The following is a 17,020-nucleotide window of genomic DNA, read 5'->3' as shown; positions in this document are numbered from 1 at the left end:
CGATATGAACTCTTGGGCGGTATCAGCCTGTTATCCCCAGAGTACCTTTTATCCGTTGAGCGATGGCCCTTCCATACAGAACCACCGGATCACTTTGTCCTACTTTCGTACCTGCTCGACTTGTCAGTCTCGCAGTCAAGCACGCTTATGCCAATGCACTATCAACACGATTTCCGACCGTATTTAGCGTACCTTCGAACTCCTCCGTTACACTTTGGGAGGAGACCGCCCCAGTCAAACTGCCCACCATACACTGTCCCCAATCCCGATAAGGGACCAAGGTTAGAACCTCAAACACACCAGGGTGGTATTTCAACGTTGGCTCCATGAGAACTAGCGTCCTCACTTCAAAGCCTCCCACCTATCCTACACAGATCTGTTCAAAGTCCAATGTAAAGCTACAGTAAAGGTTCATGGGGTCTTTCCGTCTTTCCGCGGGGAGATTGCATCATCACAAACATTTCAACTTCGCTGAGTCTCTGGAGGAGACAGTGTGGCCATCATTACTCCATTCGTGCAGGTCGGAACTTACCCGACAAGGAATTTCGCTACCTTAGGACCGTTATAGTTACGGCCGCCGTTTACTGGGACTTCAGTCAAAGAGCTTGCACCCCATCATTTAATCTTCCAGCACCGGGCAGGAGTCACACCCTATACGTCGACTTTCGTCTTTGCAGAGTGCTGTGTTTTAATAAACAGTTGCAGCCACCGATTCTCTGCGACCCCATTCGGCTCCGAGAGTAAATCTCTTCACCTAATAGAGGCACACCTTCTTCCGAAGTTACGGTGTCAATTTGCCCGAGTTCCTTCTCCAGAGTTCTCTCAAGCGCCTTAGAATACTCATCTCGCGCACCAGTGTCGGTTGCGGTACGGTCAATCTGTAACTGAAGCTTAGTGGCTTTTCTTGGAAGCAGGGTATCACTCACTTCAAGTGCAAGCACTCTCGTTATCACGCCTCATCTTAGCCCCCCGGATTTGCCTAAGGGGCATGACTACACGCTTGAACCAACACTTCCAACCGTTGGCTGAGCTAACCTTCTCCGTCCCCACATCGCATTACAGATCGGTACAGGAATATTTACCTGTTTCCCATCAGCTACGCATCTCTGCCTCGCCTTAGGGGCCGACTCACCCTACGCCGATGAACGTTGCGTAGGAAACCTTGCGCTTTCGGCGAGGGGGCTTTTCACCCCCTTTAACGCTACTCATGTCAGCATTCGCACTTCTGATACCTCCAGCAGGCTTCACAACCCACCTTCACAGGCTTACAGAACGCTCTCCTACCACGTGCAATAAATTGCACATCCGCAGCTTCGGTAACTGGCTTAGCCCCGTTACATCTTCCGCGCAGGACGACTCGATCAGTGAGCTATTACGCTTTCTTTAAATGATGGCTGCTTCTAAGCCAACATCCTGACTGTTTTAGCCTTCCCACTTCGTTTCCCACTTAGCCAATTTTGGGGACCTTAGCTGGCGGTCTGGGTTGTTTCCCTCTTGAGTCCGGACGTTAGCACCCGGTGCTCTGTCTCCCAAGCTGTACTCATCGGTATTCGGAGTTTGCAATGGTTTGGTAAGTCGCCATGACCCCCTAGCCATAACAGTGCTCTACCCCCGATGGTAATACTTGAGGCACTACCTAAATAGTTTTCGGAGAGAACCAGCTATTTCCAAGTTTGTTTAGCCTTTCACCCCTATCCACAGCTCATCCGCTAATTTTGCAACATTAGTCGGTTCGGACCTCCAGCACCTGTTACGGTACCTTCATCCTGGCCATGGATAGATCACTTGGTTTCGGGTCTACACCCAGCGACTAATTCGCCCTATTCGGACTCGATTTCTCTACGGCTTCCCTATTCGGTTAACCTCGCCACTGAATGTAAGTCGCTGACCCATTATACAAAAGGTACGCAGTCACCTTGCGGCTCCTACTTTTTGTATGCATACGGTTTCAGGATCTATTTCACTCCCCTCCCGGGGTTCTTTTCGCCTTTCCCTCACGGTACTAGTTCACTATCGGTCGATTACGAGTATTTAGCCTTGGAGGATGGTCCCCCCATATTCAGACAGGATTACACGTGTCCCGCCCTACTTGTCTTACGCTTAGTTCCACACCGCAGCATTTCTCATACGGGGCTATCACCCGCTATGGCCGGACTTTCCATTCCGTTCTGATATACACGATGCTAAAACGTAAAGGCTATTCCAATTTCGCTCGCCACTACTTTCGGAATCTCGGTTGATGTCTTTTCCTCGAGCTACTGAGATGTTTCAGTTCACCCGGTTCGCCACAATGACCTATGTATTCAGTCAGAGTTACCGCTCGCGCGGTGGGTTTCCCCATTCAGAAATCTCCGGATCAAAGCTAATTTGCCAGCTCCCCGAAGCTTATCGCAGGCTATCACGTCTTTCGTCGCCTGTAATCGCCTAGGCATCCACCATATGCACTTAGTCACTTGACCCTATAACTTTGACAGCGCTGACGGCACTGTCGGTCAAGAACTCGTACAGACCCCATTCATGAGTCCATACGTTATTGAGTATTTACGCGTTACGCCGTTCTTCATATCTAAACAATTTCTTGCTCAGTTGAAGTCTTGTGTTTGACGCAATCAAAATGTTGCCGACGGCACGGTGTCTAGTCCCCTTTACGAAGAGACTAAACTTTCCGTCGACAACGCTGATTCGACTCTACAAATTGTTAAAGAACAATGCCAATAAAAACTGGCAAACCACAACATCTTCTATAGACGCTCTGGTTTGCCAACTTCGAGTAAATACATGGTGGAGGATGACGGGATCGAACCGACGACCCCCTGCTTGCAAAGCAGGTGCTCTCCCAGCTGAGCTAATCCCCCGGGAATTAAATTCCGTGGTGGGTCTGGCTGGATTCGAACCAGCGACCCCCGCCTTATCAAGACGGTGCTCTAACCAACTGAGCTACAGACCCACGCGTTCTTCTCGCGTGCTCCTGAGCTCAGACGCTTACCTTAGAGGCCAGCTCGGCAGGCTCACGCTTTTTGTATTTGCTCTTGCAGTTGTTACTACAGCCGATAAGTGTGGGCGCTTCAATCTGAGTGCATGTGGATCTCGCTCATGCTGAATTACAAGTAACTCAACCGTGGCTCGACCATTTCTAGAAAGGAGGTGATCCAGCCGCACCTTCCGATACGGCTACCTTGTTACGACTTCACCCCAGTCACGAACCCTGCCGTGGTAATCGCCCTCCTTGCGGTTAGGCTAACTACTTCTGGCAGAACCCGCTCCCATGGTGTGACGGGCGGTGTGTACAAGACCCGGGAACGTATTCACCGCGGCAAGCTGATCCGCGATTACTAGCGATTCCGACTTCACGCAGTCGAGTTGCAGACTACGATCCGGACTACGACCGGTTTTCTGGGATTAGCTCCCCCTCGCGGGTTGGCAGCCCTCTGTACCGGCCATTGTATGACGTGTGTAGCCCTACCCATAAGGGCCATGATGACCTGACGTCATCCCCACCTTCCTCCGGTTTGTCACCGGCAGTCTCATTAGAGTGCCCTTTCGTAGCAACTAATGACAAGGGTTGCGCTCGTTGCGGGACTTAACCCAACATCTCACGACACGAGCTGACGACGGCCATGCAGCACCTGTGTTCAGATTCTCTTTCGAGCACTCCCACATCTCTGCGGGATCTCTGACATGTCAAGGGTAGGTAAGGTTTTTCGCGTTGCATCGAATTAAACCACATCATCCACCGCTTGTGCGGGTCCCCGTCAATTCCTTTGAGTTTCAACCTTGCGGCCGTACTCCCCAGGCGGTCAACTTCACGCGTTAGCTTCGTTACTGAGAAGAAACCCTCCCAACAACCAGTTGACATCGTTTAGGGCGTGGACTACCAGGGTATCTAATCCTGTTTGCTCCCCACGCTTTCGTGCATGAGCGTCAGTACAGGTCCAGGGGATTGCCTTCGCCATCGGTGTTCCTCCGCATATCTACGCATTTCACTGCTACACGCGGAATTCCATCCCCCTCTACCGTACTCTAGCTATGCAGTCACAAAGGCAGTTCCCAGGTTGAGCCCGGGGATTTCACCTCTGTCTTGCATAACCGCCTGCGCACGCTTTACGCCCAGTAATTCCGATTAACGCTTGCACCCTACGTATTACCGCGGCTGCTGGCACGTAGTTAGCCGGTGCTTATTCTTCAGGTACCGTCATTAGGTCTCTGTATTAGAGAAACCCGTTTCTTCCCTGACAAAAGCGGTTTACAACCCGAAGGCCTTCTTCCCGCACGCGGCATGGCTGGATCAGACTTGCGTCCATTGTCCAAAATTCCCCACTGCTGCCTCCCGTAGGAGTCTGGGCCGTGTCTCAGTCCCAGTGTGGCTGGTCGTCCTCTCAGACCAGCTACAGATCGTCGCCTTGGTGGGCTTTTACCCCGCCAACTAGCTAATCTGATATCGGCCGCTCCAATTGCGCGAGGTCTTGCGATCCCCCGCTTTCACCCTCAGGTCTCATGCGGTATTAGCCACTCTTTCGAGTAGTTATCCCCCACAACTGGGCACGTTCCGATATATTACTCACCCGTTCGCCACTCGTCAGCTTAACCTGTTACCGTTCGACTTGCATGTGTAAGGCATGCCGCCAGCGTTCAATCTGAGCCAGGATCAAACTCTACAGTTCGATCTTGCTTTTTACTCAACGGAATCGACTAAAACCATTTGCATGATTCCAATCTTAATTTCCGTGAGCGTTTAAAGTCTAAGAGACTTGGCTGCAGTCACCTGCAACCAGCACTCATCTTCAAACGCCCACGCTTATCGGCTGTGAATTATTAAAGAGCTCAAGCAACTCCGGCCTCAGCCTTCGTTAACTTGTTTGCCACCGACTTGACGTCAGCAGCACAGAGATGGGATTGTGTCAGAAGTTTTCACTATCGTCAACACCTATTGCATCAAGATTTTCATCTCGCCGCCATCTTCTGCTTCGCATCACCAGACTCTCGCCTGGCGCATCCGCAAACACAAACCCTGCACGCAGCAGCTTGTGTCTACAGACTGAAGACAGAAACGCCCGGCCAAGTGACCGGGCGTTTTGCTTAATATTAGCCTGACGATGACCTACTTTCACACGGGAATCCGCACTATCATCGGCGCTGAGGCATTTCACTGTCCTGTTCGGGATGGGAAGGAGTGGGACCGCCTCGCTATGGTCATCAGGCTTAACTGGTTGATCTGCTGTTCAATCGCTCGAACAACCGATCCAATTTGTAGAGTCGTATTATGACACCGTTTGAGGGTTTGTCATATTACTCGAATCAGCTTTTTTGATTGCGCTAACACCGACTTCTTTGAAGAACGGTATAACTTGTATTGACTACTCAATAATCCTTGAACACGTTCATTTCTGAACTGTCAAAGTTATAGGGTCAAGCCTCACGGGCAATTAGTACTGGTTAGCTTAACGCATTACTGCGCTTCCACACCCAGCCTATCAACGTCCTGGTCTCGAACGACCCTTCAGGGGCTCTAGGCCCCGGCAAGACTCATCTTGAGACGAGTTTCCCGCTTAGATGCTTTCAGCGGTTATCTCTTCCGCACTTAGCTACTCGGCGATGCCACTGGCGTGACAACCGATACACCAGAGGTGCGTCCACTCCGGTCCTCTCGTACTAGGAGCAGGCTCTCTCAATCTTGCAGCGCCCACGGAAGATAGGGACCAAACTGTCTCACGACGTTTTAAACCCAGCTCACGTACCTCTTTAAATGGCGAACAGCCATACCCTTGGGACCGGCTACAGCCCCAGGATGAGATGAGCCGACATCGAGGTGCCAAACACCGCCGTCGATATGAACTCTTGGGCGGTATCAGCCTGTTATCCCCAGAGTACCTTTTATCCGTTGAGCGATGGCCCTTCCATACAGAACCACCGGATCACTTTGTCCTACTTTCGTACCTGCTCGACTTGTCAGTCTCGCAGTCAAGCACGCTTATGCCAATGCACTATCAACACGATTTCCGACCGTATTTAGCGTACCTTCGAACTCCTCCGTTACACTTTGGGAGGAGACCGCCCCAGTCAAACTGCCCACCATACACTGTCCCCAATCCCGATAAGGGACCAAGGTTAGAACCTCAAACACACCAGGGTGGTATTTCAACGTTGGCTCCATGAGAACTAGCGTCCTCACTTCAAAGCCTCCCACCTATCCTACACAGATCTGTTCAAAGTCCAATGTAAAGCTACAGTAAAGGTTCATGGGGTCTTTCCGTCTTTCCGCGGGGAGATTGCATCATCACAAACATTTCAACTTCGCTGAGTCTCTGGAGGAGACAGTGTGGCCATCATTACTCCATTCGTGCAGGTCGGAACTTACCCGACAAGGAATTTCGCTACCTTAGGACCGTTATAGTTACGGCCGCCGTTTACTGGGACTTCAGTCAAGAGCTTGCACCCCATCATTTAATCTTCCAGCACCGGGCAGGAGTCACACCCTATACGTCGACTTTCGTCTTTGCAGAGTGCTGTGTTTTTAATAAACAGTTGCAGCCACCGATTCTCTGCGACCCCATTCGGCTCCGAGAGTAAATCTCTTCACCTAATAGAGGCACACCTTCTTCCGAAGTTACGGTGTCAATTTGCCGAGTTCCTTCTCCAGAGTTCTCTCAAGCGCCTTAGAATACTCATCTCGCGCACCAGTGTCGGTTTGCGGTACGGTCAATCTGTAACTGAAGCTTAGTGGCTTTTCTTGGAAGCAGGGTATCACTCACTTCAAGTGCAAGCACTCTCGTTATCACGCCTCATCTTAGCCCCCCGGATTTGCCTAAGGGGCATGACTACACGCTTGAACCAACACTTCCAACCGTTGGCTGAGCTAACCTTCTCCGTCCCCACATCGCATTACAGATCGGTACAGGAATATTTACCTGTTTCCCATCAGCTACGCATCTCTGCCTCGCCTTAGGGGCCGACTCACCCTACGCCGATGAACGTTGCGTAGGAAACCTTGCGCTTTCGGCGAGGGGGCTTTTCACCCCCTTTAACGCTACTCATGTCAGCATTCGCACTTCTGATACCTCCAGCAGGCTTCACAACCCACCTTCACAGGCTTACAGAACGCTCTCCTACCACGTGCAATAAATTGCACATCCGCAGCTTCGGTAACTGGCTTAGCCCCGTTACATCTTCCGCGCAGGACGACTCGATCAGTGAGCTATTACGCTTTCTTTAAATGATGGCTGCTTCTAAGCCAACATCCTGACTGTTTTAGCCTTCCCACTTCGTTTCCCACTTAGCCAATTTTGGGGACCTTAGCTGGCGGTCTGGGTTGTTTCCCTCTTGAGTCCGGACGTTAGCACCCGGTGCTCTGTCTCCCAAGCTGTACTCATCGGTATTCGGAGTTTGCAATGGTTTGGTAAGTCGCCATGACCCCCTAGCCATAACAGTGCTCTACCCCCGATGGTAATACTTGAGGCACTACCTAAATAGTTTTCGGAGAGAACCAGCTATTTCCAAGTTTGTTTAGCCTTTCACCCCTATCCACAGCTCATCCGCTAATTTTGCAACATTAGTCGGTTCGGACCTCCAGCACCTGTTACGGTACCTTCATCCTGGCCATGGATAGATCACTTGGTTTCGGGTCTACACCCAGCGACTAATTCGCCCTATTCGGACTCGATTTCTCTACGGCTTCCCTATTCGGTTAACCTCGCCACTGAATGTAAGTCGCTGACCCATTATACAAAAGGTACGCAGTCACCTTGCGGCTCCTACTTTTTGTATGCATACGGTTTCAGGATCTATTTCACTCCCCTCCCGGGGTTCTTTTCGCCTTTCCCTCACGGTACTAGTTCACTATCGGTCGATTACGAGTATTTAGCCTTGGAGGATGGTCCCCCCATATTCAGACAGGATTACACGTGTCCCGCCCTACTTGTCTTACGCTTAGTTCCACACCGCAGCATTTCTCATACGGGGCTATCACCCGCTATGGCCGGACTTTCCATTCCGTTCTGATATACACGATGCTAAAACGTAAAGGCTATTCCAATTTCGCTCGCCACTACTTTCGGAATCTCGGTTGATGTCTTTTCCTCGAGCTACTGAGATGTTTCAGTTCACCCGGTTCGCCACAATGACCTATGTATTCAGTCAGAGTTACCGCTCGCGCGGTGGGTTTCCCCATTCAGAAATCTCCGGATCAAAGCTAATTTGCCAGCTCCCCGAAGCTTATCGCAGGCTATCACGTCTTTCGTCGCCTGTAATCGCCTAGGCATCCACCATATGCACTTAGTCACTTGACCCTATAACTTTGACAGCGCTGACGGCACTGTCGGTCAAGAACTCGTACAGACCCCATTCATGAGTCCATACGTTATTGAGTATTTACGCGTTACGCCGTTCTTCATATCTAAACAATTTCTTGCTCAGTTGAAGTCTTGTGTTTGACGCAATCAAAATGTTGCCGACGGCACGGTGTCTAGTCCCCTTTACGAAGAGACTAAACTTTCCGTCGACAACGCTGATTCGACTCTACAAATTGTTAAAGAACAATGCCAATAAAAACTGGCAAACCACAACATCTTCTATAGACGCTCTGGTTTGCCAACTTCGAGTAAATACATGGTGGAGGATGACGGGATCGAACCGACGACCCCCTGCTTGCAAAGCAGGTGCTCTCCCAGCTGAGCTAATCCCCCGGGAATTAAATTCCGTGGTGGGTCTGGCTGGATTCGAACCAGCGACCCCCGCCTTATCAAGACGGTGCTCTAACCAACTGAGCTACAGACCCACGCGTTCTTCTCGCGTGCTCCTGAGCTCAGACGCTTACCTTAGAGGCCAGCTCGGCAGGCTCACGCTTTTTGTATTTGCTCTTGCAGTTGTTACTACAGCCGATAAGTGTGGGCGCTTCAATCTGAGTGCATGTGGATCTCGCTCATGCTGAATTACAAGTAACTCAACCGTGGCTCGACCATTTCTAGAAAGGAGGTGATCCAGCCGCACCTTCCGATACGGCTACCTTGTTACGACTTCACCCCAGTCACGAACCCTGCCGTGGTAATCGCCCTCCTTGCGGTTAGGCTAACTACTTCTGGCAGAACCCGCTCCCATGGTGTGACGGGCGGTGTGTACAAGACCCGGGAACGTATTCACCGCGGCAAGCTGATCCGCGATTACTAGCGATTCCGACTTCACGCAGTCGAGTTGCAGACTACGATCCGGACTACGACCGGTTTTCTGGGATTAGCTCCCCCTCGCGGGTTGGCAGCCCTCTGTACCGGCCATTGTATGACGTGTGTAGCCCTACCCATAAGGGCCATGATGACCTGACGTCATCCCCACCTTCCTCCGGTTTGTCACCGGCAGTCTCATTAGAGTGCCCTTTCGTAGCAACTAATGACAAGGGTTGCGCTCGTTGCGGGACTTAACCCAACATCTCACGACACGAGCTGACGACGGCCATGCAGCACCTGTGTTCAGATTCTCTTTCGAGCACTCCCACATCTCTGCGGGATCTCTGACATGTCAAGGGTAGGTAAGGTTTTTCGCGTTGCATCGAATTAAACCACATCATCCACCGCTTGTGCGGGTCCCCGTCAATTCCTTTGAGTTTCAACCTTGCGGCCGTACTCCCCAGGCGGTCAACTTCACGCGTTAGCTTCGTTACTGAGAAGAAACCCTCCCAACAACCAGTTGACATCGTTTAGGGCGTGGACTACCAGGGTATCTAATCCTGTTTGCTCCCCACGCTTTCGTGCATGAGCGTCAGTACAGGTCCAGGGGATTGCCTTCGCCATCGGTGTTCCTCCGCATATCTACGCATTTCACTGCTACACGCGGAATTCCATCCCCCTCTACCGTACTCTAGCTATGCAGTCACAAAGGCAGTTCCCAGGTTGAGCCCGGGGATTTCACCTCTGTCTTGCATAACCGCCTGCGCACGCTTTACGCCCAGTAATTCCGATTAACGCTTGCACCCTACGTATTACCGCGGCTGCTGGCACGTAGTTAGCCGGTGCTTATTCTTCAGGTACCGTCATTAGGTCTCTGTATTAGAGAAACCCGTTTCTTCCCTGACAAAAGCGGTTTACAACCCGAAGGCCTTCTTCCCGCACGCGGCATGGCTGGATCAGACTTGCGTCCATTGTCCAAAATTCCCCACTGCTGCCTCCCGTAGGAGTCTGGGCCGTGTCTCAGTCCCAGTGTGGCTGGTCGTCCTCTCAGACCAGCTACAGATCGTCGCCTTGGTGGGCTTTTACCCCGCCAACTAGCTAATCTGATATCGGCCGCTCCAATTGCGCGAGGTCTTGCGATCCCCCGCTTTCACCCTCAGGTCTCATGCGGTATTAGCCACTCTTTCGAGTAGTTATCCCCCACAACTGGGCACGTTCCGATATATTACTCACCCGTTCGCCACTCGTCAGCTTAACCTGTTACCGTTCGACTTGCATGTGTAAGGCATGCCGCCAGCGTTCAATCTGAGCCAGGATCAAACTCTACAGTTCGATCTTGCTTTTTACTCAACGGAATCGACTAAAACCATTTGCATGATTCCAATCTTAATTTCCGTGAGCGTTTAAAGTCTAAGAGACTTGGCTGCAGTCACCTGCAACCAGCACTCATCTTCAAACGCCCACGCTTATCGGCTGTGAATTATTAAAGAGCTCAAGCAACTCCGGCCTCAGCCTTCGTTAACTTGTTTGCCACCGACTTGACGTCAGCAGCACAGAGATGGGATTGTGTCAGAAGTTTTCACTATCGTCAACACCTATTGCATCAAGATTTTCATCTCGCCGCCATCTTCTGCTTCGCATCACCAGACTCTCGCCTGGCGCATCCGCAAACACAAACCCTGCACGCAGCAGCTTGTGTCTACAGACTGAAGACAGAAACGCCCGGCCAAGTGACCGGGCGTTTTGCTTAATATTAGCCTGACGATGACCTACTTTCACACGGGAATCCGCACTATCATCGGCGCTGAGGCATTTCACTGTCCTGTTCGGGATGGGAAGGAGTGGGACCGCCTCGCTATGGTCATCAGGCTTAACTGGTTGATCTGCTGTTCAATCGCTCGAACAACCGATCCAATTTGTAGAGTCGTATTATGACACCGTTTGAGGGTTTGTCATATTACTCGAATCAGCTTTTTTGATTGCGCTAACACCGACTTCTTTGAAGAACGGTATAACTTGTATTGACTACTCAATAATCCTTGAACACGTTCATTTCTGAACTGTCAAAGTTATAGGGTCAAGCCTCACGGGCAATTAGTACTGGTTAGCTTAACGCATTACTGCGCTTCCACACCCAGCCTATCAACGTCCTGGTCTCGAACGACCCTTCAGGGGGCTCTAGGCCCCGGCAAGACTCATCTTGAGACGAGTTTCCCGCTTAGATGCTTTCAGCGGTTATCTCTTCCGCACTTAGCTACTCGGCGATGCCACTGGCGTGACAACCGATACACCAGAGGTGCGTCCACTCCGGTCCTCTCGTACTAGGAGCAGGCTCTCTCAATCTTGCAGCGCCCACGGAAGATAGGGACCAAACTGTCTCACGACGTTTTAAACCCAGCTCACGTACCTCTTTAAATGGCGAACAGCCATACCCTTGGGACCGGCTACAGCCCCAGGATGAGATGAGCCGACATCGAGGTGCCAAACACCGCCGTCGATATGAACTCTTGGGCGGTATCAGCCTGTTATCCCCAGAGTACCTTTTATCCGTTGAGCGATGGCCCTTCCATACAGAACCACCGGATCACTTTGTCCTACTTTCGTACCTGCTCGACTTGTCAGTCTCGCAGTCAAGCACGCTTATGCCAATGCACTATCAACACGATTTCCGACCGTATTTAGCGTACCTTCGAACTCCTCCGTTACACTTTGGGAGGAGACCGCCCCAGTCAAACTGCCCACCATACACTGTCCCCAATCCCGATAAGGGACCAAGGTTAGAACCTCAAACACACCAGGGTGGTATTTCAACGTTGGCTCCATGAGAACTAGCGTCCTCACTTCAAAGCCTCCCACCTATCCTACACAGATCTGTTCAAAGTCCAATGTAAAGCTACAGTAAAGGTTCATGGGGTCTTTCCGTCTTTCCGCGGGGAGATTGCATCATCACAAACATTTCAACTTCGCTGAGTCTCTGGAGGAGACAGTGTGGCCATCATTACTCCATTCGTGCAGGTCGGAACTTACCCGACAAGGAATTTCGCTACCTTAGGACCGTTATAGTTACGGCCGCCGTTTACTGGGACTTCAGTCAAGAGCTTGCACCCCATCATTTAATCTTCCAGCACCGGGCAGGAGTCACACCCTATACGTCGACTTTCGTCTTTGCAGAGTGCTGTGTTTTTAATAAACAGTTGCAGCCACCGATTCTCTGCGACCCCATTCGGCTCCGAGAGTAAATCTCTTCACCTAATAGAGGCACACCTTCTTCCGAAGTTACGGTGTCAATTTGCCGAGTTCCTTCTCCAGAGTTCTCTCAAGCGCCTTAGAATACTCATCTCGCGCACCAGTGTCGGTTTGCGGTACGGTCAATCTGTAACTGAAGCTTAGTGGCTTTTCTTGGAAGCAGGGTATCACTCACTTCAAGTGCAAGCACTCTCGTTATCACGCCTCATCTTAGCCCCCCGGATTTGCCTAAGGGGCATGACTACACGCTTGAACCAACACTTCCAACCGTTGGCTGAGCTAACCTTCTCCGTCCCCACATCGCATTACAGATCGGTACAGGAATATTTACCTGTTTCCCATCAGCTACGCATCTCTGCCTCGCCTTAGGGGCCGACTCACCCTACGCCGATGAACGTTGCGTAGGAAACCTTGCGCTTTCGGCGAGGGGGCTTTTCACCCCCTTTAACGCTACTCATGTCAGCATTCGCACTTCTGATACCTCCAGCAGGCTTCACAACCCACCTTCACAGGCTTACAGAACGCTCTCCTACCACGTGCAATAAATTGCACATCCGCAGCTTCGGTAACTGGCTTAGCCCCGTTACATCTTCCGCGCAGGACGACTCGATCAGTGAGCTATTACGCTTTCTTTAAATGATGGCTGCTTCTAAGCCAACATCCTGACTGTTTTAGCCTTCCCACTTCGTTTCCCACTTAGCCAATTTTGGGGACCTTAGCTGGCGGTCTGGGTTGTTTCCCTCTTGAGTCCGGACGTTAGCACCCGGTGCTCTGTCTCCCAAGCTGTACTCATCGGTATTCGGAGTTTGCAATGGTTTGGTAAGTCGCCATGACCCCCTAGCCATAACAGTGCTCTACCCCCGATGGTAATACTTGAGGCACTACCTAAATAGTTTTCGGAGAGAACCAGCTATTTCCAAGTTTGTTTAGCCTTTCACCCCTATCCACAGCTCATCCGCTAATTTTGCAACATTAGTCGGTTCGGACCTCCAGCACCTGTTACGGTACCTTCATCCTGGCCATGGATAGATCACTTGGTTTCGGGTCTACACCCAGCGACTAATTCGCCCTATTCGGACTCGATTTCTCTACGGCTTCCCTATTCGGTTAACCTCGCCACTGAATGTAAGTCGCTGACCCATTATACAAAAGGTACGCAGTCACCTTGCGGCTCCTACTTTTTGTATGCATACGGTTTCAGGATCTATTTCACTCCCCTCCCGGGGTTCTTTTCGCCTTTCCCTCACGGTACTAGTTCACTATCGGTCGATTACGAGTATTTAGCCTTGGAGGATGGTCCCCCCATATTCAGACAGGATTACACGTGTCCCGCCCTACTTGTCTTACGCTTAGTTCCACACCGCAGCATTTCTCATACGGGGCTATCACCCGCTATGGCCGGACTTTCCATTCCGTTCTGATATACACGATGCTAAAACGTAAAGGCTATTCCAATTTCGCTCGCCACTACTTTCGGAATCTCGGTTGATGTCTTTTCCTCGAGCTACTGAGATGTTTCAGTTCACCCGGTTCGCCACAATGACCTATGTATTCAGTCAGAGTTACCGCTCGCGCGGTGGGTTTCCCCATTCAGAAATCTCCGGATCAAAGCTAATTTGCCAGCTCCCCGAAGCTTATCGCAGGCTATCACGTCTTTCGTCGCCTGTAATCGCCTAGGCATCCACCATATGCACTTAGTCACTTGACCCTATAACTTTGACAGCGCTGACGGCACTGTCGGTCAAGAACTCGTACAGACCCCATTCATGAGTCCATACGTTATTGAGTATTTACGCGTTACGCCGTTCTTCATATCTAAACAATTTCTTGCTCAGTTGAAGTCTTGTGTTTGACGCAATCAAAATGTTGCCGACGGCACGGTGTCTAGTCCCCTTTACGAAGAGACTAAACTTTCCGTCGACAACGCTGATTCGACTCTACAAATTGTTAAAGAACAATGCCAATAAAAACTGGCAAACCACAACATCTTCTATAGACGCTCTGGTTTGCCAACTTCGAGTAAATACATGGTGGAGGATGACGGGATCGAACCGACGACCCCCTGCTTGCAAAGCAGGTGCTCTCCCAGCTGAGCTAATCCCCCGGGAATTAAATTCCGTGGTGGGTCTGGCTGGATTCGAACCAGCGACCCCCGCCTTATCAAGACGGTGCTCTAACCAACTGAGCTACAGACCCACGCGTTCTTCTCGCGTGCTCCTGAGCTCAGACGCTTACCTTAGAGGCCAGCTCGGCAGGCTCACGCTTTTTGTATTTACTCTTGCAGTTGTTACTACAGCCGATAAGTGTGGGCGCTTCAATCTGAGTGCATGTGGATCTCGCTCATGCTGAATTACAAGTAACTCAACCGTGGCTCGACCATTTCTAGAAAGGAGGTGATCCAGCCGCACCTTCCGATACGGCTACCTTGTTACGACTTCACCCCAGTCACGAACCCTGCCGTGGTAATCGCCCTCCTTGCGGTTAGGCTAACTACTTCTGGCAGAACCCGCTCCCATGGTGTGACGGGCGGTGTGTACAAGACCCGGGAACGTATTCACCGCGGCAAGCTGATCCGCGATTACTAGCGATTCCGACTTCACGCAGTCGAGTTGCAGACTACGATCCGGACTACGACCGGTTTTCTGGGATTAGCTCCCCCTCGCGGGTTGGCAGCCCTCTGTACCGGCCATTGTATGACGTGTGTAGCCCTACCCATAAGGGCCATGATGACCTGACGTCATCCCCACCTTCCTCCGGTTTGTCACCGGCAGTCTCATTAGAGTGCCCTTTCGTAGCAACTAATGACAAGGGTTGCGCTCGTTGCGGGACTTAACCCAACATCTCACGACACGAGCTGACGACGGCCATGCAGCACCTGTGTTCAGATTCTCTTTCGAGCACTCCCACATCTCTGCGGGATCTCTGACATGTCAAGGGTAGGTAAGGTTTTTCGCGTTGCATCGAATTAAACCACATCATCCACCGCTTGTGCGGGTCCCCGTCAATTCCTTTGAGTTTCAACCTTGCGGCCGTACTCCCCAGGCGGTCAACTTCACGCGTTAGCTTCGTTACTGAGAAGAAACCCTCCCAACAACCAGTTGACATCGTTTAGGGCGTGGACTACCAGGGTATCTAATCCTGTTTGCTCCCCACGCTTTCGTGCATGAGCGTCAGTACAGGTCCAGGGGATTGCCTTCGCCATCGGTGTTCCTCCGCATATCTACGCATTTCACTGCTACACGCGGAATTCCATCCCCCTCTACCGTACTCTAGCTATGCAGTCACAAAGGCAGTTCCCAGGTTGAGCCCGGGGATTTCACCTCTGTCTTGCATAACCGCCTGCGCACGCTTTACGCCCAGTAATTCCGATTAACGCTTGCACCCTACGTATTACCGCGGCTGCTGGCACGTAGTTAGCCGGTGCTTATTCTTCAGGTACCGTCATTAGGTCTCTGTATTAGAGAAACCCGTTTCTTCCCTGACAAAAGCGGTTTACAACCCGAAGGCCTTCTTCCCGCACGCGGCATGGCTGGATCAGACTTGCGTCCATTGTCCAAAATTCCCCACTGCTGCCTCCCGTAGGAGTCTGGGCCGTGTCTCAGTCCCAGTGTGGCTGGTCGTCCTCTCAGACCAGCTACAGATCGTCGCCTTGGTGGGCTTTTACCCCGCCAACTAGCTAATCTGATATCGGCCGCTCCAATTGCGCGAGGTCTTGCGATCCCCCGCTTTCACCCTCAGGTCTCATGCGGTATTAGCCACTCTTTCGAGTAGTTATCCCCCACAACTGGGCACGTTCCGATATATTACTCACCCGTTCGCCACTCGTCAGCTTAACCTGTTACCGTTCGACTTGCATGTGTAAGGCATGCCGCCAGCGTTCAATCTGAGCCAGGATCAAACTCTACAGTTCGATCTTGCTTTTTACTCAACGGAATCGACTAAAACCATTTGCATGATTCCAATCTTAATTTCCGTGAGCGTTTAAAGTCTAAGAGACTTGGCTGCAGTCACCTGCAACCAGCACTCATCTTCAAACGCCCACGCTTATCGGCTGTGAATTATTAAAGAGCTCAAGCAACTCCGGCCTCAGCCTTCGTTAACTTGTTTGCCACCGACTTGACGTCAGCAGCACAGAGATGGGATTGTGTCAGAAGTTTTCACTATCGTCAACACCTATTGCATCAAGATTTTCATCTCGCCGCCATCTTCTGCTTCGCATCACCAGACTCTCGCCTGGCGCATCCGCAAACACAAACCCTGCACGCAGCAGCTTGTGTCTACAGACTGAAGACAGAAACGCCCGGCCAAGTGACCGGGCGTTTTGCTTAATATTAGCCTGACGATGACCTACTTTCACACGGGAATCCGCACTATCATCGGCGCTGAGGCATTTCACTGTCCTGTTCGGGATGGGAAGGAGTGGGACCGCCTCGCTATGGTCATCAGGCTTAACTGGTTGATCTGCTGTTCAATCGCTCGAACAACCGATCCAATTTGTAGAGTCGTATTATGACACCGTTTGAGGGTTTGTCATATTACTCGAATCAGCTTTTTTGATTGCGCTAACACCGACTTCTTTGAAGAACGGTATAACTTGTATTGACTACTCAATAATCCTTGAA

At 51.2% G+C, this 17,020-nt stretch carries 6 tRNA genes and 9 rRNA genes; all 15 read right to left on the bottom strand.

Annotation, left to right across the window (positions count from 1 at the left end):
* The 15 genes from AT984_RS00005 to rrf (AT984_RS22185) all read right to left on the bottom strand — a co-directional run bounded on the left by AT984_RS00005 (position 1) and on the right by rrf (AT984_RS22185) (position 16,845).
* A 23S ribosomal RNA gene (locus AT984_RS00005) occupies positions 1-2,459 on the bottom strand.
* A gap of 320 nt (positions 2,460-2,779) precedes the next feature.
* Positions 2,780-2,855 (bottom strand) — tRNA-Ala (locus tag AT984_RS22250).
* A gap of 15 nt (positions 2,856-2,870) precedes the next feature.
* Positions 2,871-2,947, bottom strand: a tRNA-Ile gene (locus AT984_RS22245).
* A gap of 190 nt (positions 2,948-3,137) precedes the next feature.
* Positions 3,138-4,661: ribosomal RNA gene (locus AT984_RS22240) — 16S ribosomal RNA — on the bottom strand.
* A gap of 424 nt (positions 4,662-5,085) precedes the next feature.
* Positions 5,086-5,198, bottom strand: a 5S ribosomal RNA gene (gene rrf / locus AT984_RS22235).
* A 204-nt stretch (positions 5,199-5,402) separates the two neighbouring features.
* A 23S ribosomal RNA gene (locus tag AT984_RS22230) occupies positions 5,403-8,282 on the bottom strand.
* A 320-nt stretch (positions 8,283-8,602) separates the two neighbouring features.
* Positions 8,603-8,678, bottom strand: a tRNA-Ala gene (locus AT984_RS22225).
* Positions 8,679-8,693: 15 nt separating this feature from the next.
* Positions 8,694-8,770 (bottom strand) — tRNA-Ile (locus tag AT984_RS22220).
* Positions 8,771-8,960: 190 nt separating this feature from the next.
* A 16S ribosomal RNA gene (locus AT984_RS22215) occupies positions 8,961-10,484 on the bottom strand.
* Positions 10,485-10,908: 424 nt separating this feature from the next.
* Positions 10,909-11,021 (bottom strand): 5S ribosomal RNA (gene rrf / locus AT984_RS22210).
* A 204-nt stretch (positions 11,022-11,225) separates the two neighbouring features.
* Positions 11,226-14,106: ribosomal RNA gene (locus AT984_RS22205) — 23S ribosomal RNA — on the bottom strand.
* 320 nt (positions 14,107-14,426) lie between these two features.
* Positions 14,427-14,502 (bottom strand) — tRNA-Ala (locus AT984_RS22200).
* Positions 14,503-14,517: 15 nt separating this feature from the next.
* A tRNA-Ile gene (locus AT984_RS22195) sits at positions 14,518-14,594 on the bottom strand.
* 190 nt (positions 14,595-14,784) lie between these two features.
* Positions 14,785-16,308, bottom strand: a 16S ribosomal RNA gene (locus tag AT984_RS22190).
* Between the two features lie 424 nt (positions 16,309-16,732).
* Positions 16,733-16,845, bottom strand: a 5S ribosomal RNA gene (rrf, locus tag AT984_RS22185).
* The 16S, 23S and 5S rRNA genes sit together here with 6 tRNA genes alongside, the layout of an rRNA operon.
* Between the last annotated feature and the right edge of the window lie 175 nt (positions 16,846-17,020).

Origin of the sequence: Paucibacter sp. KCTC 42545, from assembly GCF_001477625.1 — a bacterium.
Lineage (GTDB): Bacteria > Pseudomonadota > Gammaproteobacteria > Burkholderiales > Burkholderiaceae_C > Paucibacter_A.
The sequence above is the reverse complement of the archived record's forward strand: the minus strand, read 5'-3'. Positions and strand labels throughout refer to the sequence as shown.